Source organism: Priestia sp. YIM B13552 (assembly GCF_042787775.1).
GTDB classification, from domain to species: domain Bacteria; phylum Bacillota; class Bacilli; order Bacillales; family Bacillaceae_H; genus Priestia; species Priestia megaterium_E.
On the sequence record NZ_JBHZOU010000003.1, the window covers coordinates 69,998 to 90,721 of the forward strand.

The following is a 20,724-nucleotide window of genomic DNA, read 5'->3' on the forward strand; positions in this document are numbered from 1 at the left end:
ATATCACCCTTTTACAAAATTGAAATAACCGTCTCTGATGACAGTATATTTCTTATTTTCATCATAATCTAACATATATTGTTTATAAGAATTCTTTTCCATTAACGTCACATATTCTTGTGTGATTTCTGTATCAGTAGAAAGAATAATAACTTGTTCACTTAGTTCTTTATAGTAATGATTAATTAAATGATTTCTATGATAGCTATCCAGTCGTCCCAGCGGTGTATCAATAACCACAGGTAAAGATAAATCCGATGCTTTTGTCAAGGCCCATATTAGGGCAGAAGCAATCATCTGCATTTCACCCGCTGATCTGTCTTGAATACTAATTTCCTGCATACGATCATTATAAAGGCGAATAGTATAAGTATTAATATCAAATTCTATTTTTCCAAATTCATCTTGTTTTCTAAATAATCGATGTAACATAGTTGAGAATTCTTCTTTAATATATGTTGCTTTCATAGTTATAAGTTCTGAAACATATTGTTCCATTCCTTTAATTATACGCTCTACATGGATGTAGCGTCTTTGCACTTCTTCTAAGTTTTCATCTTGGTTGGATAGTCTACTAAGACTATTTAATAGCTTAGTTTTTTCTTCCAAAGCATTATTTAACCTACGGTTTAAAGCTTTAAATTTAGTGTTGATTTCTCCTGATTTTTCGACTAAAAGATCAATTCTTTCATTTTCTTCTTCGATATTTACTGCTTCTGGTGCATTACGGATATCCGATTCTAATTTATCTAATTCTTGCTGTAACTTTTCAATTTTATTAATTAACTCTACTACTGGGTTTTTATCTTTAATAGCAAGATTCATTAAATAACTATAATCATTATTCGATATATCATGTATTTCTTGAAAGTCAGAAGGTACAGTTTGTTGTATATCATTTTCCTTAATCCAGATTTCTTGACCAATGTTTTTTATTTGTTCTAGTTGGTCTTCTGTTAAAGCTGGAGTAATGCTTTTGTTAAGTAATTGATCAATGAAACGTCGATAAGGAGATAAAGAAGCATTTTGTAGCACCTTTTTATGGTGAATTTCATTTTCTGCTTTAAGCTGCTTTTTTAACTTAAGGATTTTATCACGTAAAAGAATATTTACGATGTTCTCTTGAAGAAAATCATCAAGTTGTTTGACACACAGGTCAAGTTGGGTGGCTACGCGAGCTTGGTTTTTTACGATGACTTCGCGAGATTTTGAGTTTTGTGAAATTTTCGCATTGCGTTGCTCGTGAGCCTCACTGATTAGTTTTTTATATCGTTGAATATCGGTTAGAAATTTTTGTTTCTTATTTTCTAGTATTGTGATTGTGCCTTCCAATTCTTCGGCTTCTCTTTGGACATTATTAAGTTTCGTTCGACTGACGGATTTAGCTAATTTATTTTCAAGAGATGCTTTAAGAGAGCGGAGGTCAATTAATAGATGTTTGTAAGCCTCCATGCCCGTTATTTTTTGAATAGCTTCTTTCATTTCATCACTATTTTGTCTTAGAATAATATCCTTAATTTCTTCTCCATCAAAAATAAAGAAAGGTGCAGCGTGATAAGGAATAATTCTATCTATGAATTTATTAAATACCTCGATGTTATCAATACGCGCACGCTTTGGAATGCTTGAACCTTGTTTCTTAACCTCAAGCTCTCTTTCTTCATGCCCCATTCTTTTAGATTGATCAAAATACCATTTAACTTTCAAATTCCATTCTTCACCGGAATCTGTTTCTAAAATTAAAGAAATAGAGCATTCACGTCCACCTTCATTAAAGAAGGAATTATTGATAGTATTAGAAAACAATCTTTTATACTCTACCTGAGAAATTCCTCGTTGGCCAAATAAAATATAAAGAATGGCCTTAAGTATAGTAGTTTTACCGGCTCCATTTAGTCCGCCTAGTAGAATAATATTTTGACTTTTTTCCTTCCGGACTTTTTCCGGTATGTAGAGGTCAATTTCTTGCAGACCATAGTAGGTTTTATAATTGTCGAAAATCAACTTTTTAAGTAACATTAAACCTCACCTTATTAATTATTTTTAGTATGAAAATCGATTAAATCTTGATATTCTTTAGTTCTCACACTTTGACTAACATTTTCATAGGATAATTTTTCTGCTGAACGAATTAATTGGCTAGCTAACTTTAAAGGAATATCATTTTGTTTACAAACCTTTGCTAGTAGCTCAAGCTCTCTTCTTTTAACTTCTTTCATGGAAACCACCTTTGTTTAATATAAAATAACAATTAAAATAGTTATCATTAAAATCTTATCATAATAATTTAGCTTATAATACTACTAAAAAGTAAATATTAGTGACTATTTTATTATATTTGGTATCTAAGGATATTAAATCAAGTGGAGAAAATGGTTATATTGTATGGAAGTCCCAATAAGTGAAATTAGGCTTAAAGTTTCCTTTTAAGGTGAGGAAGTTTCTGTTAGAGGTGGGGTGCGGCTTCCTTCAGGGGTCTGAATATAATGTAAACCGTATCATGGGCCCTTCTTCCATCAGAGATGCTAGATTAAAAGTAAACGATTTTGAATTTTACCTGATATCGAACTTTACGAAGGTTTAGAAGAGGGTAAATAACTATTTTTTGAAGCTAATGAAAGTGTGCTGCTGCTGATAGAAATAAGTGAAGAACCGCATAACCCCATTTATTATGATGATATAAAAATTGTTGATTCCTTAGAAGAGTTTTTAAAGAAGATGATGGAGATGGAGGATGATAGGTACTATATTGATCTAGCATGATACAGTACCTAAATAATAGATGAAATAAAGAACACTACAAAAACCGTTGGCTAAGCTCAATGGCTTTTTAGGGAGATATAATCTAAGAAGGTTCATTTTTGGAAAGACGAATCATTCATTTCAAGAATATAAATTGCCCTATACGCAAATGAAAAAAATCCGTGATGGAGCGCGTTTAAATAATTTAACGGGAAATAAAAGTACTTCAATTTATGTAGTTTACAACGCCGCCAGGAAAATTTTAATCGACAGCAAAAATAAAACTTATCTACAACAAGAGAATTGCTGCATCGAAACTAAATGAGCACACTTATCCATAATCTCTTCAGTAAGTTTTTCATTCTCTATTTCTCCCCTTTAAACTGTGTGTCTTTTCTGAAGAAAATTCATAGAATATAGCATCTTATCTGTATGATGTGAGAAAGGGGTTATATCGTGGAGGAAACAAAGCTTACTGGACGAATCGTTACACCTGATGATGCGGAATATGATCAGGCTAGAACAAATAATAATTTAGGTGTACCTAAATTTCCGAGAATAATTGTATTTTGTCAGAATACAAACGATGTAGTAAATGCATTGAAGTGGGTAAAGGAAAATCATGTCCCATTTCGAATAAGGAGCGGCAGGCATAGCTATGAAAATTTTTCATTATTGAACGGTGGATTAGTGATTGATGTTAGTGAAATGGATAGAATCACGTTCAACTCTAAAGACATGACAGCGAAAATAGAAGCAGGAGCTAATCTAGGGAAAGTATATAATGAATTATGGAAAAAAGGAACGACTATCCCTGCAGGAACGGAAAGCAGTGTAGGTCTTGTAGGCCTTGTGCTTGGCGGAGGAATTGGGATGTTATCAAGGCCGTTTGGGCTTACCTGTGATAATTTGCTTGAAGTTGAAATGGCGATTGTAAATGAACTGAGAGAAGTTGAACTCATTAAGGTAAATAAAAATCACAACAGTGATCTCTTTTGGGCTTGTTGCGGAGGCGGGGGTGGAAACTTTGGTATTGTTACGTCTCTTACCTTTAAGGTGCAGCCTATTTCAAAGGTGTCAATCTTTTCAATTACATGGGAATGGGAAGATTTCGAAGCTGCTTTTGATGCATGGCAGCACTGGGCCACAAATACCGATAAGCGCTTAACTTCGGAGATTGAGTTAAAATCGAAAGAAGCAAATCAAATTATCGCTCAAGGTGAGTTCGTTGGTTCATCATTCAAGTTAAAGGAACTTCTGCAGCCTTTAATAGATGTTGGGTGTCCTAAAAAAGTAGTAATAAAGGAAGTTTCATATATTGAAGCTGTACGATTTTTTGACGATCCGAGCGGAAACCAACCTGCTCCTCGAAAAAGGTCAGGTTCTTTTCTTAATAAACCTTTTCCAAAAGAGGCTATTTTAACAATGAAGCATTTTTTAGAAAATGCTCCAAATGAAAAATCTAGTATTTGGCACCAGTCTCTTGGGGGAGCAGTGGAGGAAGTGGGCTCTAATGAAACGGCCTTCTATTATAGAGATGCTATTATCGCACAGGAGTACCTTGCTACATGGAGCCATCCTTCAGAAGAGCGAGCAAACATTCGATGGATTGAAGAATTAAGAAATGCTTTATCGAGATATACAACTGGGGATTATGTGAATTGGCCGGACCGGCTCATCAGAGATTGGCCAACGGCTTATTATGGAGAGAATTTTAAAAAGCTTCGAGAAGTGAAACGAGCATATGATCCATACAATCTATTTTATTTCCCTCAAAGCATCCCGCCGTTTATTAACTGGTTTTAAAAATCATCTTTCAAATGGTAGATGCAAATAATACCCACCTTAAATGAGGTGGTTTTTTGTGTACATTGCCTTTTCCTGAGATCGTGAAAAAGGCAGCAAACAGTGGTAAGCAGTTATTTTATCGATAGACGACTGCATATACGGAGAAACATACACAAATTTCATAAACATTGACATTCCCTTCCAAACCGCATACAATAACTACTAATAAAAGCACACAAATTCGTTGAAGAGAATCAGTACGCTGCAAGTTTGTTCCACAGAGAGCTGGTGATAGCTGAAAGCCAGTGTTCAAGCTGCAGGGGAATATCCTCTCTGAGAAGTCAAACTGAACGATAAGTAAGTTTGAACGGTAGTCTACCGTTAAAAAGAACGCGTATGATTGTACGTTGCTGAGTGCTATTGATGAACGGATCAATAGAAGCCAGGGTGGTACCGCGGTTAAAACCCGTCCCTAGTCATAGGGACGGGTTTCTTTGTGTGCTTTTAACTTTAAAAGGAGTGGTATCACATGAAAGAAGTGAATGTAAGGGAATCTTCGCAAGAGCGCGAGCAGCGTATCCAGCAGCAGTGGCAAAAGGGAAATGTGTTTCACCAGTCGGTTCAAAATCGAGAAGGGCATCCTTCGTTTGTATTTTATGAAGGGCCTCCAACAGCCAACGGTTTGCCTCACGTGGGGCACGCGCTAGGCCGGACGATTAAAGACGTGGTGGCTCGTTATAAAACGATGACGGGGCATCAAGTGATCCGAAAAGCAGGCTGGGATACGCACGGACTGCCGGTAGAGCTTGGTGTCGAAAAGCAGCTCGGGATATCGGGGAAGCATGATATTGAAAAATACGGCGTAGAAGCTTTTATCAACAAGTGTAAGGAAAGTGTGTTTGTGTATGAAAAGCAGTGGCGCACGTTCACGGAGCAGCTTGGCTATTGGGTTGATATGGAAGACCCTTACATCACCTTGGAGAATTCATACATTGAAAGCGTATGGAACGTGCTTGGCACGATTCATGATAAAGGACTTCTTTATAAAGGCCACCGCGTATCACCTTACTGCCCGAGCTGTCAAACGTCGCTGAGTTCGCATGAAGTGGCGCAAGGGTATAAAGATGTAAAAGATTTAACGGTAACGGTGAAATTTAAAGTGAAAAACCGCGATAATGAGTATTTTTTAGGCTGGACGACAACGCCTTGGACGCTTCCGTCAAACGTGGCGCTTGCGGTGCATGAAGAGATGAACTACGTTCGCGCTGAGCAAGGCGACAGCGTGTATATAGTGGCAGAAGCGCTCGCAGACAAAGTGTTAAAAGGAGAGTATACGGTTTTATCTCAACATAAAGGAAATGAGTTAAAAGGGATGTCGTATGAGCCGCCGTTTAATTTTGTGAAAGTGGAAAAAGGGCATGAAGTCGTGACGGCTGATTACGTAACGGACCAAAGCGGAACAGGAGTTGTTCATTTAGCACCTGCATACGGCGAAGATGATTACAGAGTTGTAAAAGAAAACGGCTTTTCATTTGTGAACGTAGTGGATGAAAAAGGACAGTACACGTCTGAAGTGCCGCCTTTTCAAGGACGTTTCGTGAAAGACTGCGACGTTGATATCGTGCGTTATTTAGCAAATGAAGGCGTGCTGTATCATAAAGAAAAGCATGAGCACAGCTATCCGTTTTGCTGGCGATGCGACTCGCCGCTTCTTTATTACGCAAATGAAAGCTGGTTTATCCAAACGACGGCGTTAAAGGAACAGTTTTTGAAAAACAATGAAAGCGTGACGTGGTACCCGGATCATATCAAGCACGGTCGCTTTGGCAACTTTTTAGAAAATATGGTGGATTGGAACATCAGCAGAAAACGCTACTGGGGAACACCGCTGAACGTATGGGAATGCGGGAAATGTCAGCATCAAGTAGCTCCGAAAAGCATCAAAGAGCTGCAAAATCATGCGTCTCATTCCGTTGGTGACAGCATTGAACTTCATAAGCCGTATGTAGATGACGTGCAGCTAACGTGTCCGGTCTGCAGCGGAGAAATGAAGCGAACGCCGGAAGTGATTGACGTTTGGTTTGACAGCGGCTCGATGCCGTTTGCGCAGTATCACTATCCGTTTGAAAACAGCGAGCTGTTTCAAAAACAGTTTCCAGCAGACGTAATCGCAGAAGGAATTGATCAAACGCGCGGCTGGTTTTACAGCTTGATGGCAGTTTCAATGCTGTTTACAGGAAAAGCACCGTATAAGCGTGTTCTGTCTCTTGGCCACGTCTTAGATGAAAACGGTCAAAAGATGTCTAAAAGTAAAGGGAATGCGCTAGACCCTGTTGATCTTATTCATACATTTGGTGCCGATGCGCTTAGATGGGCGCTTTTAGCAGACAGTGCACCTTGGAATCCGAAGAAATTTTCAGAGCGGGTCGTGCAAGAAGCGAAGTCAAAAGTTATTGATACGTTTGTGAACGTGTACGGCTTTTACGTGCTGTACGCCAAGCTTGATGATTATGACCCGAAGCAAACGTATGAATTGAAAAAAACAAAATTGGATGAGTGGATTCTTTCACGTTTGCATAGTACGGTTAAACGAGCAACAGCACATCTTGAAGATTATGGGTTTACAAGTGCCGCTCGTGAAATCGCGGCATTTATTGAAGAGCTAAGCAACTGGTATGTACGACGTTCCCGCGATCGTTTTTGGTCAGAAGGGATGGACGGAGAAAAAGCAGCAGCTTACGATACGCTTCATGAAGTGTTAGTGACGTTAAGTCAGCTGTTAGCACCGTTTACGCCGTTTGTTGCGGATGATGTTCATGAAAATCTGACAGGGAAAAGCGTTCATTTAGCAGACTATCCTGTGTATGATCAAACGAAAGTGAACGAAAAGCTGGAAAAAGAAATGGCAGCTGTGCTTCAAGTAGTTGAACTAGGCCGAAGCATCCGAAATACGCATTCGTTAAAAGTAAAGCAGCCTTTGCAAAGTCTTTCCCTTGTGGTAACGGAAGAAGATGTAGAGTGGGAAGCGTACCATGATGTCATCAAAGATGAGCTTAATGTGAAGAACTTTAACGTGGAGCAAGACGACGACAAACTTGTTTCTTATGTATTAAAACTCGATTTTAAACAGGCGGGACCGAAGTTTGGAAAACAAGTAAATGAGATCAATCAAGCATTAAAGAACCTTTCAGAAGAGAAAGGGAAAGCGTTTGTTGAGCAAGGCAAGCTGAGTGTTCCGCTTGCTTCAGGAGAAAACTTAACGCTTGAAACAGCAGACGTACTTGTTGAAAAAGTGCCAAAAGAAGGCTTTGCAGTGGCATCAAACGGCACGTATACTGCGTTGTTGGATACGGCGTTAACCGAAGAACTCGTGCAGGAAGGAGTCGCTCGTGAAGTAATTCGAGCGGTTCAAGATTACCGCAAAAAGCTGGATTTACCCGTGAATTTACGTATTGATTTGGAGCTTAGCGGAGACGAAGAAGTGAAGGAAGCCGTCGCGAAGTTTGAAACGCTGCTTCAAGAAAATCTTTTGCTGCACAGTCTCAGTGTGATAGAAGATATCGAAAACGGAGAGACGGTAAAAGTCGGAACAAAGCAAGTTACGCTTCGCGTTTTAAATCAGAGCTAATAAAGAGAGGCAAAGATAAGTTGAAGTAATGTACGAACGGTTTATCGATTAACCGTTCGTTTTTTCTGTTTTTATAGTGAACGTAGCTGCTTCTAGCTGTGGATTGGAGGGCAAGACGAAGACTCCTGCGGAAAGCGAAGTCTTGCACAGGAATCAACAGCGGGGTAACAAGCAATTCATACTAATCATTCACCCGATTTGTTCGTCTTTAGGTGAGATGAATTTCGGTATTTCTAAATCTCTCTTTTTACCTTTAATCAAACTGCCCGAGAACATTTTTAAGGCTCGGCCAGACAATTTCAAAAGGAGCCGCTAACACATACTCTTTTCCGTTTTCATCTTTAAAGTGCTGCACAAAACGATATTTTCCTACTTTGTAGTTAGGAGTTGCGATATCTAATTTGAGTGATTTCCCTGGCTTCAGCGTGACAGTTTTATCAGGAAACTCTAATCCGTTTAGCACAACTTCGTACCACTTTCCGTCTTTTAAGTGATCCGCCGTATTTTCATAAGGAATCGTTAAGGTATGCGTCGAATTGTTTTGAATAACAAAAAAGCCAAATTGCGTTTTATCGTATTTTTTACTGACAGCAGATAGTGTAATAGTTCCCCCGTTAGTGTTAATGGAAGATGGGATGTTTTTTTCTTGTTTGGCTCCTAAATCCATTTTTTGACCGTTATAATCGATATAGCCAAAGATACAAAATAAGATAATAAAAATGCCCAGTATTAATAAAAGTGTTCGTACTATTTTCAAAAGCTTTGCACCACCTTTTTTTCACTCTTCCATTATACTGAAAACTATCTAAGGGAAATAGTATTAATTTCCATTTTTTTATATCACTTTTTTGAAAGGGAGAATTGAAATGAGACAAATTATAGCCATGGGCGGCGGAGGTTTTTCAATGGAGCGGGATAACCTGCTGCTGGATCAATACATACTTTCACAAGCTCAAACGGACGTACCGAAGATCTGCTTTATTCCTACAGCAAGCGGAGATGCGGATAATTATATAGAAAGATTTTATGAAGCGTTTGAGAAGTTGGCATGCACACCGTCTCATTTATACCTGTTTTCTCAAAACTTTATGAATTTAAAAGCATATGTGCTGCAGCAGGATATTTTGTATGTAGGCGGCGGTAATACAAGGAATATGCTTTCTTTATGGAAAGAGTGGGGACTGGATACGATTTTAAAAAAGGCTTATGAAAAAGGAGTGATCTTAGCAGGAATAAGCGCAGGTTCACTTTGCTGGTTTGAAGAAGGCGTCACTGATTCAATGAACAACAAACTGTCTAAACTAGATTGTTTAGGGTTTTTAACGGGAAGCAACTGTCCTCACTATGACGGAGAAAGCAATCGAAGACCTTCGTATCACGAGTTAATTGCAAGCGGAGAAATGAAAGAAGGCTATGCTGTAGATGATGGAGTCGCGCTGCATTTTAAAGACGAAAAGCTGTCTGCATCACTTAGCTCAAGACCAACAGCAAAAGCGTATGTTGTTAATCGGAAGGAGGAAGACGTAATTGAACGTGAGCTTCCGGTGACCTATTTGGGTGATCGCAAGCAATAAATGGCCGCTTCTCATGTTTCTCTGTATAAATCTCTGTATAAAATGGAGCTTGTTTGTACATACATAAGCAGAGATTCTATCTAGGAGGGTACTTCAGTGAGCTATAAACAATACTGGGGAAACATACATGAACAAAGCGATAAGCTGCAGAAGTTATTATCGTCGTATTGGCATCAGTATTCGGATTTTGGAAACTGGCAGTTTTGGGTGGTGCTTGCTTCGCTCGTTCTTCCTCTTGTGTTGTTGTATTTTACCGTAGACCGGACGCGGATCTTTGAGGTGTTTTTCTTCGGTTACACAGTGCACATGCTTTGGGCATATATTGATATTGCACTTGGAAGAACCGGTTATTTAACGCACACATTTTTCTTAACACCACAGCTTCCAAACGCAACAAATATTACTGCTTCTATTTTGCCGGTAGGCTTTCTGCTCCTTTATCAATATTGTACGAATCACCAAAAGAATTTTTATCTGTATACAATTCTGCTGAGCGCTGTTTTTTCATTTGGACTGGCGCCTCTTGAACACCATTTTAAATTTATTGATTCAGGAAAAGGAATGAGCTTGTTCTATATTTTTCTGATTGATATAGGGATAACGCTAGTGGCGTACTGGGTTACAAGGCTGCTTGTAAAAGCAAAAGCCGCAGCCTATCGTAAAGTGGAAAAAGAACGTTAAAAAAATGTTTGAGGGTTATTAGTTAGGGGTATACATATATTTAAGATAAATTGAGGTGAAAAAATTGTATTACTACCGCATTTCAGAAGGACAAGATGAAACGTACTCTGAGACAATTGTTGTTCATGAAGAACAGTTTGATCAAGGTACATTTGAAAAAATGGTGAAAGAAGCGATGGTCGATAAGCCTGGCAAAATTGATCAAGTGGACATTGTGAAATATTTAATTGGACATTATCATTTCCAAGTTGCATATATTGAAGCAGCCTTTCATAGTACATATACAGATTAATAACGTTATGTATTCATTAAGAAACCCCGTTGCACTGGCAGCGGGGTTTTTTGCCTCTACCAGTATCGATAGTGATAAGGGTTTTGAGGTTGATAATAAGAATTCTGAGGCGGAGGATACGTATAAGGAGGAGTCTGGTGGTGAACGGGGCTTCCTTGTTTTTTCTTTTTATAGTGTTCTTTTTCTCCGCATTCGTCTGTTGGTCCAATTACGATGGTTTGATTTTTTAACGGAGCCAGCGTTTTCTTTAGTTGCTCGGGATCTAAGCAGTACGTGTGAGCAAGGACTTCAATAGGCGTCTTATTTAAAATGTCCGATCCAAAAATGTATTCCGGGTAAGGGGCGTCAAAAATGGCAAGTAAATGCGTATTGTCTTCAGACGCAATCTCCCAGTGCCACCAGCCTTGAGGGATATTGGCTACTTGACCGGGAGTAATTGGAATATTTGTGACTTCGTTGTTAAACGGATTGATTAATGAAACGACGGCTGAGCCTGAAATGCAGTAAACAAGCTCAGCGGCATTTTGATGATAGTGCGGTTCGACTACGCGGCTTTTGCTTAAGTAAATATCAAGTAATGATACGTTTCCTAATGTGTTGAGCACATCTCGGCCTAATCGGTTAATGTAATTTTGATCGTTTCGCGTATTGAGTCTGTTTTTGTTCACATCAGAAAAGTATTGTACGTTTGGATTATTGTAATCCATATAGGATGTTGGCATAAGCATTCAGCTCCTATCTCCAATTTTTAAGGTGATGTATCGTATGTAAGGAAGAAAAAATTGTGACAATAGCCCAGTAAACAGAGAGGAAACCATCATTTTTCACCAAATTGTACAAACTCTTCTTTGTTTGTTTCATACACTGTAACAGGTTCTTTTTTTACAGAGCCATGATCAATGTCAGACGCATAAGACGGATCATTTTAAGGAAAGTGAGTTGCAGAGCTGTTGCTTGATCAATATGAAAAGATAAATAGTACGTATGAAAAGCTGGATGAACTTCAGCTGCCGTTTGATAAGCCCGTTTTAGTAGGAGTCGAGTGGAACGGAGTGCTGTTTGAGTTTTTAGTAAGGCTGAAAAAAGAGTCTTCTCATTTGCTTGTGTTTGGTTCAGGAGGAGGCGCAAGTCAAGAAATGCCGGCAGGTCCTCCATATTTTCAGCGCCATTCGTGGATGAATGAATTCCAAGATTCAATTATTTATTATAACGATCCTACGCTTTATTTAGGAAAGGTGTCGCTTGCGTGGGGGCAAGGGACAAGCGACCGTTTTTATTTAAAAGACATTGCGTTTTTAATTGAAAAGTTCATGAAAAAAGTGCAGGTGAATTCGTCTAATGTGCTATTTTACGGATCTTCGGGCGGCGGCTTTATGTCAATGTTTTTAGCGGGATACGTAAAAGGAGCAAAAGCGCTTGTCAACAATCCGCAGACGTGCTTGACCAAGTGGCTGAAAACGCCGGTTCGGCAAGTGTTTAATTTATCTTATCCGAACCTAACAGAAGATGAAGTGATAGCCTCATACGGTGAGCGAATTAACGTAGTGAAGTTTTTTCGCCATATTAACTATGTGCCAAAAGTGTATTACTTGCAAAACGGGGCGTTTGAATACGATATGGACAATCACTTGCTGCCGTTTTTAACGGATTTGCAGGATATGCCAGACGACTGTGAAATTAATAATATAAAAGTGGAGCTCTATTATAACCCAAAGCTGAAGCATGCAGCTGTTAGTAAGCAAGAAACGATTGATTATGTAAATATGGCGAAGAAGATATAAGAAAAAAGGCAAGAGTTTATCCTTTAAGGAGCTCTTGCTTTTTTATGTCGAATTTTCTACCTCAATAGATACAAGTAGGAAGTTATGTTGCTTTTTCTTTTGAATATGATAGTGAAGATGAGGTGTAAGGAGGGAAAGTATGGCCGATCAAGATGAGAGAAAAAGATACTTGATGGAAGTTCAGACCTGGCTTGAACAAGTATGTGATCCTGTATTTGAAGAAGCCATTACAGAAGTAGATATAACGTCATATATAACGCGCACGCAAGAAGACGTTCTTGAATATTTAAGCGAAGAAGATGTCAACGAATATACGTTAGAGGAAATCAATAATGCAGTGCGGCATATTGATAAAGTTTTAAAAGAGCGGCTTGGAGACGACGGCAGGGAGCGAGAATCGATAGCGCCAGGACAGCATGAGCTGCCGCCGCTTGGCTATAGCTATTCAGCTCTTGAACCGTATATTAACCGAGAGATCATGCGTCTTCATCACAGCAAGCATCATCAAAGCTATGTAGATGGATTAAATAAAGCAGAGCTCATGCTGCAGCAAGCCCGTAACACAAACAATTTTGACCTCATAAAACATTGGGAACGGGAAGCTTCTTTTCATGGCTCAGGTCATTACTTGCATACAATCTTTTGGGAAATTATGAGTCCAGAAGGAGGAGGACGACCGAGACGACAGCTGCTGCAGCAGCTTCAAAAAGACTTTGGCAGCTATGAGAAATTTATGATGCACTTTTCTCAAGCTGCAAAAAAAGTGGAAGGTGTGGGCTGGGCTATCTTAGTATGGTCGCCTCGTTCGCGAAAGCTTGAAGTCTTACAGGCTGAGCGCCATCAGCTTCTCACGCAGTGGGATACGATTCCGCTGCTCGTATTAGACGTATGGGAACACGCCTATTATTTGCAGTACAAAAATGAACGTGATCCGTACGTTGATAATTGGTGGAAAATAGTTTACTGGCCAAATGTAGAAAAAAGATTCGAGGCAGCTAAAATGCTTCAGTGGCAGCCATATTAACAAGGGATGCAGGCATCTTGATTTCAAATAAAAAGGCTAGGATAAAAGTATTTTAGTTGAAGAAAGATCCGAACGATGAATTGAGATTCTTAATGGAGAATCCAACACGTTCGGATTTTTTATTGTTATGACGATCATGTATGTGTGCGCTTCTAGCTGTTGATTGGAGAGCAAGACGAAGACTCCTGCGGAAATAGTGGGATAGATGAGACCCCGCAGGAGCGCAGGCGACGAGGAGGCTCATCGGCCACCCGCGGAAAGGGAAGTCTTGCACGGAAATCAACAGCGGTGTAAAAAGTGATGTATATTAAGCTCCTTTAACGCATTTATTAATTTTAAATAAACTATGTTCTAAATAATCAATATAAAACAAAGGATAAGCCTCTAGAACCAGTTAAATGTTACAAATGAAATAATCTATTATAAATGTGTATAAAAGCACCGTCATATACCTAAATATGTATGTTTTTGAAGAGTAAAGGTGATTAATTTACTAGTTTAAAAGGAAGAATCTTTATTTTTATTGTAACTAAACTATCAAACTATTGACATGCTACTGAAATATAACTGTAATATTCATGTGTTATTTTTTATGTATTGGTAGATAAAGGGGAAATCAATTACATGAAAAAGACAATGATTACGTTCAGTTTAGTTCTAATGTCACTGTTCGGAGTGGCAAGTGGTGCATCAGCTGCAACAAATACATATACAGTAAAAAGCGGAGATTCGCTATACAAAATTGCAAAGACATATAAAGTATCGGTTAGTCAGCTGAAACAGTGGAATAACTTAAAGTCAGACAGCATTCATCCGAAACAAGTATTAAAAGTATCTCAAGTAAAATCAAGCACGCCTGCTAAAGCAGCGCCTGCGAAGTCTTCAAACGTTGTGAAAGAATTTAAAGTAACAGCAACAGCGTACACAGCGAACTGCAAAGGCTGCAGCGGAAAAACAGCGATCGGAATTGACTTGAAAAAGAATCCAAATCAAAAAGTGATTTCTGTTGATCCAAAAGTGATTAAACTTGGTTCAAAAGTATACGTAGAAGGTTACGGCACGGCAATCGCAGCTGATACGGGCGGTGCGATTAAAGGAAATAAAATTGACGTTCTTCTTCCTTCTCAAAAAGAAGCGTTAAAATGGGGAAGAAAAACAGTAAAAGTTCAAATCTTAAAATAAGTATTTCTTAAGGGAATGAGAGCCTTCGTTGAAGGGCTCTCATTTTTTTCTTCATTAAAGGGCATGCTACTTTATATATACTGATGGAAAAGTTTTACGAAAATGATCATATTTGTTGACAAATATTTCGGAAACGGATATATTTATCCGGTATATAATTAAGTTCATTAAATATTCGTGACATAAATTAATAGAATGAACACATAAAATATATTCTTAACCTGTTTGTCATCTGAAGATTTACATACAGATAATTTTAAAGGGAAAGGTCTTGTTAAAATGAATACACAAACACAACAGTCCGATCAAGCCCGAACTCGGTCTATTTTTGGCGTAATGATAATGGGAGCGCTCGTCGCTTTTTTAAATCAAACGCTGATTAACATTGCGCTTCCGCAAATGATGGATCATTTCCATGTAACAGCGGCTACGGGCAACTGGTTAACAACCATCTTTATGTTAGTAAACGGAATTGTTATTCCAATTACAGCATTTTTAATGAATCGATTTACGACAAGGCAGCTGTATATTACAGCAATGGGGCTGTTTACAGTAGGAACACTGCTTTGCGGTATTGCACCGACATTTTCTGTTATTTTAGTGGGACGCGTCGTGCAAGCAGCAGGAGCAGGGATTTTATTTCCGTTAATTACGAACGTTATCTTTACATTATTCCCGCCTGACCGACGTGGTTTTGCGATGGGGATTTTTGGTGTAGCGATGAACTTCGCACCGGCAGTAGGGCCGACGCTTTCTGGCTTAATAGTTGAGCACTACTCATGGCGCGTTTTATTCTTTATGATGTTTCCAATTGCACTTATCAACGTAATTGCGGCAATTATTTTAGTGAAAAACGTGACGGAAACAAGCCGACCAAAGCTAGACGTGCTTGGCGTTATTTTATCAACAGTTGGATTTGGCGGCTTGCTGTATGCGTTCGCTACGGGCGGTACAAAGGGCTGGACCAGCACTGAAGTATTAGCTATGTTCATTGTAGGCGGTATTTCAATTCTGTTCTTTATTTTCCGTCAGTTAAAAATCGATCAGCCGCTTCTTGAATTCCGTATTTTCCGTTACCGTATGTTCACATTAACAACAATCATTAACGTGATTGTGACAATGGCAATGTTTTCAGGTATGATTTTAATGCCGATTTATATGCAAAACGTACGGGGCTTCTCACCGTTTCTTTCAGGCTTGCTGTTACTGCCAGGAGGAATTGTAATGGGGATTATGTCTCCGATTACAGGACGGCTGTTTGATAAGTTCGGCGCAAGATGGCTTGCTGTTATTGGTTTAGCGATTACCGTTGTGACAACATATGAATTAACAAAACTTGAAACGACAACAACATTTATGTATGTGATGATTGTTTATACTGTTCGTATGTTTGGTATGTCGCTGCTCATGATGCCAATCTTTACAGCAGGATTAAATGAGCTTGCGCTTAGCTTAAATAAATACGGCACGGCGATGGTTAATACGCTTCGAATGGTTGCTGGAGCTGTAGGAATGGCGTTCTTTGTATCTATTATGATGAATCAAGGTGAAAAACACGTGAAAAATATCGTAACGAATCAGCAAATTTTGCCAACAGATAAAGGCAGTATGGCTGAAGCTGTGAATCAAGGTACAGCAATGGGTATTAACGATGCGTTTATGATTGCAACGATTTTAAGTGTGATCGCGTTTGTTTTAGCCTTCTTTATTCGTAAAACATCACCGAAAGAAGATACCATTACAAATCGTGTAAAAAAAGCAAGCTAATAAAAAATCCGTGCCTTTTGGTACGGATTTTTTTTTATGAGTTAACTTTGTCTTTTTTATAGTCAATATAAAGCGATCCGTCGGACTGAACCTCAGCGTAAAAGACGTCATCAATTGAGTTGACTCCCGCTTTTTCTAGCTGTTTATGCAGCCAGTTGTTATCTACGTGCAGGTCCTTCAAAGCATCTTCATTCGCTTTTCCGTCGTAAATAACGCCTGTTGAAGTGGGAAATAAAAGCGTTTTTGACCACGAATTCGGCTTTTTATCTTGTTTTTGCATAACGGAAAGGTTTCCGTTGATTTCTAATATGGCGTATTCGACATCTTTTATGGAAAATACGTTTTGCTGCCTCAGCATGCCTAAAAGAGATTCAATATCTAGCCGGACTTGTTTTAACGCCTTTTCCATCACTTTCCCTTGCTTAATCACAATTTTGGGCTCACCGGTAATAAGATGCCGCGCTTTTTTCGATTTCATTCCAAGATAGCCCATAGCGATCGTTAAAAATGTCCATCCTAGCAGAGAATACACTCCTTTATCAATCTCTACTCGCTTATCAGTGGAGAGGGAAGAAGCGATATTACCAATCGTAATCGCCGTAATGAATGTAAATACATTTAACTGGCTGATTTCTGTTTTTCCCATGAGCCGCGTTAAAAGAAGCAGCACAAAAAATGAACAGGCGATTCGAAACGTCGATTCAGCATAGCCCATACATTTCACCCTTCCTTCATTTCATTGTTTTATGTTGTGAAAAAATAGAAATTTTATGCAGTTAAAAGGATAAATTCCATGCTTGTCTCCCAATCGCTTTTGCTTTTGCGCTACAATAAAGAAGCAACGTGTTTAACTAGACAAAAGAAGGTGAAAAGATGAAACCATTTAAAGCATCCGCATTATTAGATGTCATCAGTGAATTGTTCTCCGATGAAGCGTCGATTGCCGTTTCAGATCTAGAAACGTACGTGTATTACCGAGCAAGCAAACGAATTAACTTAAAAATCAGCCCTGGAGATCAAATAAAAAAAGGAACGATTACATATAAAGCATTAGAACGAAAGCAAAAAGTGTCGGAATTTATTCACCGAGACGTATTCGGCACACCTTACTATGGCATGGCCGTGCCCTTTTTAGATGAAGGAGATGTTCAAGGATGCGTAACGGCGATTTTTCCCGCGTTAACGAGCGGAAAGTCAGTTGTGACGTTAAAGGTGAACGAGGGGTGGATACCGGTTCCTTTCTCAAAAATCATCTACGTAGAAGCGCGTGACCGAAAAACCTATGTGTACGCCCAGAAGTATACGGGTACGCATAAATACACGTTAAATGAATTTGATTATGTGCTTCCAAAAGAAGAGTTTGTGCGCTGTCATCGTTCCTTTATCGTCAATGTGACGCAAATTCAAGAAATTTACCCTGATACACATTCAACCTTTCTGTTAGTGATGAATAACGGAGAAAAAATCCCGGTCAGTCAGTCGTACGCCAGTTATTTTCGAAAGCTGCTTGGGTTTTAACCGTCATTTAGCTTAATTATCATCAAATATGCTGTTTTGTCGCTATTTTTGTCCATTTCATTCCAAAAACTCTTGTGGACGCTCCCTTTACAGTAAAATGGTAAAAAGAGAAAAAACAAGGAGTGAAGAGAATGAAAAACGCTTGTAATCGAATTAAGCATGACGCACTACAGAATCGCGTTGTCTCTGCTGAAGAAGCAGCGTCTTGGATTCAAGATGGAATGACGCTTGGTTTAAGCGGCTTTACGCGTGCGGGAGATGTTAAGGCTGTGCCGTTTGCGCTAGCGAAACGAGCAGAAATAGAATCGATAAAAGTCAGCGTGTATACCGGTGCCTCGCTTGGGTCAGATGTGGATAAGCTATTTGCAGAAAAAGGTATGTTAAACAAACGCCTGCCGTTTCAAGCTGATCCGACGATGCGTAAAAAGATTAATGAAGGTGAATTTCAGTTTATCGACCAGCATTTATCGCATACTTCTGAATGGGTGCGTTCAGGCGTGTTAGATTCAATAGATTTCGCTATTTTGGAAGCGGTTTCTATTACGGATGACGGAATGATGATTCCAACAACGTCAATCGGCAATTCGATGGTGTTTGCCGAGCATGCAAAATCGATTATTATTGAAATTAACACAGCACAGCCAGAGCTGTTAGAAGGTATTCACGACCTGTATGATCCGGGCGTTCAAGGACAGAGAGAGGTGATTCCTTTAAAAAAATCTGATGATCGTATTGGTTCGTTAGGTATACCAATTGATTTAGATAAAGTAAAGGGTATTGTATTTACAAATCAGTTAGATTCACCGTCTACGATTGTAGCACCTGACGAAGAAACGGTTGTGATGGCTCAAAATTTGATTTCATTTTTACGCCAAGAAATTAAAGAAGGGCGATTAACCGAATCGCTTGCTCCTTTACAATCTGGAATTGGTTCCGTGGCAAATGCCGTTTTCCACGGTTTGTTAGATTCAGAGTTTCATGATTTAGAGGTGTATTCAGAAGTATTGCAAGATGCTGTGTTTGATTTATTTGACGCAGGAAAAGTTACGTTTGCTTCCTGCTGCTCAATTACGCTTTCAGCAGATAAAATGAAACAAGTTTTCTCTAATTTTGAAGCCTATCGAGATAAGCTCATTCTTCGCCCGCAGGAAATTTCAAACCATCCCGAAATCATTCGTCGCTTAGGCCTGATTTCTATTAACACTGCGCTAGAGCTAGACATTTACGGAAACGTCAATTCCACGCATGTGATGGGAACAAGAATGATGAATGGCATCGGAGGCTCAGGAGATTTTGCCCGAAATGCGCGTCTCGGTATTTTTGTAACAAAATCCATTGCTAAAAACGGTGATATTTCAAGCATAGTGCCGTTTGTTTCGCACGTTGATCATACGGAACACGATGTGGATGTGATTGTAACAGAGCAAGGATATGCGGACTTACGCGGACTCGCTCCAAGAGAACGGGCAAAATGCATTATTGAAAATTGTGCCCACCCAATGTATCGCGATCAGCTTATGGCGTATTACGAAGAAGCGCTCACGCGAGGCGGACAAACACCGCACGTTCTTGAAAAAGCCTTTTCTTTTCATACGTCTTATCAAAAAAATGGAACGATGCGAGAAGTTGTAGCGCAAACAAATTGAAAAAACGCTTTGTCTCCTTAGGAGACAAAGCGTTTTTTGCTGAGTAAGAAACTTGTGTTTGTTATCTCGTTGAATTACGATGAAAGGGAATACATAAAGAAAACGAGGTAACTTATATATGAAAGCATTAGTATTTGAAAGATTTGGAGGACCTGACGTTCTTCACTATCAAGATATACCGAATCCCTCTATTGGTCCAGCAGATGTACTAGTAAGAACAAAAGCAATTGGACTTAATTTTGCCGATGTGTACCGAAGAAAAGGGAACTATCACTTAACGGGTACACCTCCGTATATTTTAGGATATGAAGGAGCAGGTGTGGTAGAAGAAGTAGGAGCAGAAGTAAGTCATGTTAACGTAGGAGACCGTATTGCGTTTGCTGACGTTCCTTTTGCAAATGCAGAGCTTGTTGCCGTGCCACAAGATAAAATCATTGCCGTACCTGATGATATTTCGTTTGACGTAGCTGCTTCTGTGCTTTTACAAGGGTTAACGGCGCACTATTTAACACAAGACAGCTACAGAATTCAGCCCGGCGATTATGTACTTGTACACGCAGCTGCTGGAGGCGTAGGTCAGCTTTTAGTTCAAATTGCCAAGCTATTAGGCGGACAAGTCATTGGATTAACGTCATCTTCTGAAAAAGCAAAAGCAGCGGCTCAAGCAGGTGCTGACTATGTCTTTTTATACGAAGATAACTGGGTGGAACAAGTGAAAGAAGTAACGAAGCGAGGCGCAGATGTTGCCTATGAATCTGTAGGAGTTACGCTAGAAAAAAGCTTTGAAGCCGTAAAAACAGGCGGAACCGTGGTATTTTACGGAATGGCAGGAGGCGATCCGGCTCCAGTGGATCCGCGTATGCTGATGGATACCTCTAAAACGCTCACAGGCGGAGATCTGTGGAACGTACTTGTATCTTATGAAGAACGTAAAGTACGTTCCCAGCAGCTGTTTGAGTGGATCAGTAAAGATCAGCTTGTGCTAACTGATCCCGTGGTGTTCGATTTAAAAGACGGAGCAAAAGCACATGAGCTGCTTGAAAGCCGGAAAAGTACAGGGAAAATTTTGTTAAGACCGTAAAAGAAAGGCCCTTTAGTCAA

The 20,724-nt window shown here is 39.3% G+C and carries 18 protein-coding genes and 1 other annotated feature; of the genes, 13 read left to right on the forward strand and 5 right to left on the reverse strand.

Annotated elements, in window-relative coordinates:
- Positions 1 to 3: 3 nt before the first annotated feature.
- Both dndD and ACFX40_RS12470 read right to left on the reverse strand, forming a co-directional pair.
- Complete coding sequence (dndD, locus tag ACFX40_RS12465) at positions 4 to 2,019, reverse strand: DNA sulfur modification protein DndD (protein ID WP_377255108.1); 2,016 nt, start codon at positions 2,017 to 2,019, stop codon at positions 4 to 6.
- Between the two features lie 14 nt (positions 2,020 to 2,033).
- Positions 2,034 to 2,219 (reverse strand): DNA modification system-associated small protein, encoded by a 186-nt coding sequence (locus tag ACFX40_RS12470; RefSeq protein ID WP_252123323.1) that lies wholly within the window; start codon positions 2,217 to 2,219, stop codon positions 2,034 to 2,036.
- 979 nt (positions 2,220 to 3,198) lie between these two features.
- On the opposite strand from ACFX40_RS12470, the gene ACFX40_RS12475 reads away from it, so the two are divergent.
- Positions 3,199 to 4,548: an FAD-binding oxidoreductase gene (locus tag ACFX40_RS12475; protein ID WP_377255111.1), complete on the forward strand. Its 1,350-nt coding sequence runs from the start codon at positions 3,199 to 3,201 to the stop codon at positions 4,546 to 4,548.
- 217 nt (positions 4,549 to 4,765) lie between these two features.
- Positions 4,766 to 5,007, forward strand: a binding site (T-box leader).
- Positions 5,008 to 5,059: 52 nt separating this feature from the next.
- Positions 5,060 to 8,158, forward strand: a complete 3,099-nt coding sequence (gene ileS / locus ACFX40_RS12480; protein WP_377255114.1) for an isoleucine--tRNA ligase — start codon at positions 5,060 to 5,062, stop codon at positions 8,156 to 8,158.
- Positions 8,159 to 8,411: 253 nt separating this feature from the next.
- Here ileS and ACFX40_RS12485 read toward each other — a convergent pair whose 3' ends face one another.
- Positions 8,412 to 8,915 (reverse strand): immunoglobulin-like domain-containing protein, encoded by a 504-nt coding sequence (locus ACFX40_RS12485; protein WP_116515997.1) that lies wholly within the window; start codon positions 8,913 to 8,915, stop codon positions 8,412 to 8,414.
- Positions 8,916 to 9,024: 109 nt separating this feature from the next.
- On the opposite strand from ACFX40_RS12485, the gene ACFX40_RS12490 reads away from it, so the two are divergent.
- The 3 genes from ACFX40_RS12490 (at position 9,025) to ACFX40_RS12500 (ending at position 10,705) form a co-directional block, all read left to right on the forward strand.
- Positions 9,025 to 9,732 carry a Type 1 glutamine amidotransferase-like domain-containing protein gene (locus ACFX40_RS12490; RefSeq protein ID WP_116515998.1) on the forward strand — a complete coding sequence of 236 codons (708 nt, stop codon included), beginning with the start codon at positions 9,025 to 9,027 and terminating at the stop codon, positions 9,730 to 9,732.
- A gap of 96 nt (positions 9,733 to 9,828) precedes the next feature.
- A complete protein-coding gene (locus ACFX40_RS12495) occupies positions 9,829 to 10,413 on the forward strand; it encodes a hypothetical protein (protein ID WP_028408219.1) in 585 nt (194 codons plus the stop codon).
- A gap of 55 nt (positions 10,414 to 10,468) precedes the next feature.
- Positions 10,469 to 10,705 carry a hypothetical protein gene (locus ACFX40_RS12500; RefSeq protein ID WP_224357852.1) on the forward strand — a complete coding sequence of 79 codons (237 nt, stop codon included), beginning with the start codon at positions 10,469 to 10,471 and terminating at the stop codon, positions 10,703 to 10,705.
- Positions 10,706 to 10,761: 56 nt separating this feature from the next.
- On the opposite strand, the gene ACFX40_RS12505 is transcribed toward ACFX40_RS12500, so the two are convergent.
- Positions 10,762 to 11,427, reverse strand: coding sequence for a cupin domain-containing protein (locus ACFX40_RS12505; RefSeq protein ID WP_116515999.1), 666 nt, complete (start codon positions 11,425 to 11,427; stop codon positions 10,762 to 10,764).
- A gap of 228 nt (positions 11,428 to 11,655) precedes the next feature.
- On the opposite strand from ACFX40_RS12505, the gene ACFX40_RS12510 reads away from it, so the two are divergent.
- The 5 genes from ACFX40_RS12510 (at position 11,656) to ACFX40_RS12530 (ending at position 16,459) form a co-directional block, all read left to right on the forward strand.
- Entirely contained in the window at positions 11,656 to 12,486 is an 831-nt protein-coding gene (locus ACFX40_RS12510; protein WP_098333040.1) for a glycosyl transferase family 2, read from the forward strand.
- Positions 12,487 to 12,625: 139 nt separating this feature from the next.
- Positions 12,626 to 13,510 carry a superoxide dismutase gene (locus ACFX40_RS12515; RefSeq protein WP_034651345.1) on the forward strand — a complete coding sequence of 295 codons (885 nt, stop codon included), beginning with the start codon at positions 12,626 to 12,628 and terminating at the stop codon, positions 13,508 to 13,510.
- A gap of 159 nt (positions 13,511 to 13,669) precedes the next feature.
- Positions 13,670 to 13,804, forward strand: a complete 135-nt coding sequence (locus tag ACFX40_RS12520) for a hypothetical protein (protein ID WP_255256613.1) — start codon at positions 13,670 to 13,672, stop codon at positions 13,802 to 13,804.
- A gap of 330 nt (positions 13,805 to 14,134) precedes the next feature.
- Positions 14,135 to 14,692 (forward strand): 3D domain-containing protein, encoded by a 558-nt coding sequence (locus ACFX40_RS12525; protein WP_014459735.1) that lies wholly within the window; start codon positions 14,135 to 14,137, stop codon positions 14,690 to 14,692.
- A 279-nt stretch (positions 14,693 to 14,971) separates the two neighbouring features.
- On the forward strand, positions 14,972 to 16,459 hold the full coding sequence (locus ACFX40_RS12530) for a DHA2 family efflux MFS transporter permease subunit (protein ID WP_050690644.1): 1,488 nt from the start codon (positions 14,972 to 14,974) through the stop codon (positions 16,457 to 16,459).
- Positions 16,460 to 16,493: 34 nt separating this feature from the next.
- Here the strand turns inward: ACFX40_RS12530 and ACFX40_RS12535 are convergent, their stop codons facing one another.
- Entirely contained in the window at positions 16,494 to 17,174 is a 681-nt protein-coding gene (locus ACFX40_RS12535) for a DUF421 domain-containing protein (protein ID WP_098331817.1), read from the reverse strand.
- 158 nt (positions 17,175 to 17,332) lie between these two features.
- Between ACFX40_RS12535 and ACFX40_RS12540 the strand changes: the two genes are divergently transcribed.
- The 3 genes from ACFX40_RS12540 to ACFX40_RS12550 all read left to right on the forward strand — a co-directional run bounded on the left by ACFX40_RS12540 (position 17,333) and on the right by ACFX40_RS12550 (position 20,704).
- Entirely contained in the window at positions 17,333 to 17,977 is a 645-nt protein-coding gene (locus ACFX40_RS12540; protein WP_014459738.1) for a LytTR family DNA-binding domain-containing protein, read from the forward strand.
- 131 nt (positions 17,978 to 18,108) lie between these two features.
- Positions 18,109 to 19,623, forward strand: a complete 1,515-nt coding sequence (gene scpC / locus ACFX40_RS12545) for a succinyl-CoA:acetate CoA-transferase ScpC (protein WP_377255117.1) — start codon at positions 18,109 to 18,111, stop codon at positions 19,621 to 19,623.
- Positions 19,624 to 19,741: 118 nt separating this feature from the next.
- Positions 19,742 to 20,704: a quinone oxidoreductase family protein gene (locus ACFX40_RS12550; protein ID WP_377255120.1), complete on the forward strand. Its 963-nt coding sequence runs from the start codon at positions 19,742 to 19,744 to the stop codon at positions 20,702 to 20,704.
- Positions 20,705 to 20,724 lie beyond the last annotated feature (20 nt).

Coding starts and splice junctions, on each gene's coding strand:
- dndD (WP_377255108.1), bottom strand. CDS start 2,019: ATGTTACTTAAAAAGTTGATTTTCGACAATTATAAAACCTACTATGGT.
- ACFX40_RS12530 (WP_050690644.1), top strand. CDS start 14,972: ATGAATACACAAACACAACAGTCCGATCAAGCCCGAACTCGGTCTATT.
- ACFX40_RS12540 (WP_014459738.1), top strand. CDS start 17,333: ATGAAACCATTTAAAGCATCCGCATTATTAGATGTCATCAGTGAATTG.
- ileS (WP_377255114.1), top strand. CDS start 5,060: ATGAAAGAAGTGAATGTAAGGGAATCTTCGCAAGAGCGCGAGCAGCGT.
- scpC (WP_377255117.1), top strand. CDS start 18,109: ATGAAAAACGCTTGTAATCGAATTAAGCATGACGCACTACAGAATCGC.
- ACFX40_RS12505 (WP_116515999.1), bottom strand. CDS start 11,427: ATGCCAACATCCTATATGGATTACAATAATCCAAACGTACAATACTTT.
- ACFX40_RS12470 (WP_252123323.1), bottom strand. CDS start 2,219: ATGAAAGAAGTTAAAAGAAGAGAGCTTGAGCTACTAGCAAAGGTTTGT.
- ACFX40_RS12515 (WP_034651345.1), top strand. CDS start 12,626: ATGGCCGATCAAGATGAGAGAAAAAGATACTTGATGGAAGTTCAGACC.
- ACFX40_RS12490 (WP_116515998.1), top strand. CDS start 9,025: ATGAGACAAATTATAGCCATGGGCGGCGGAGGTTTTTCAATGGAGCGG.
- ACFX40_RS12525 (WP_014459735.1), top strand. CDS start 14,135: ATGAAAAAGACAATGATTACGTTCAGTTTAGTTCTAATGTCACTGTTC.
- ACFX40_RS12535 (WP_098331817.1), bottom strand. CDS start 17,174: ATGGGCTATGCTGAATCGACGTTTCGAATCGCCTGTTCATTTTTTGTG.
- ACFX40_RS12550 (WP_377255120.1), top strand. CDS start 19,742: ATGAAAGCATTAGTATTTGAAAGATTTGGAGGACCTGACGTTCTTCAC.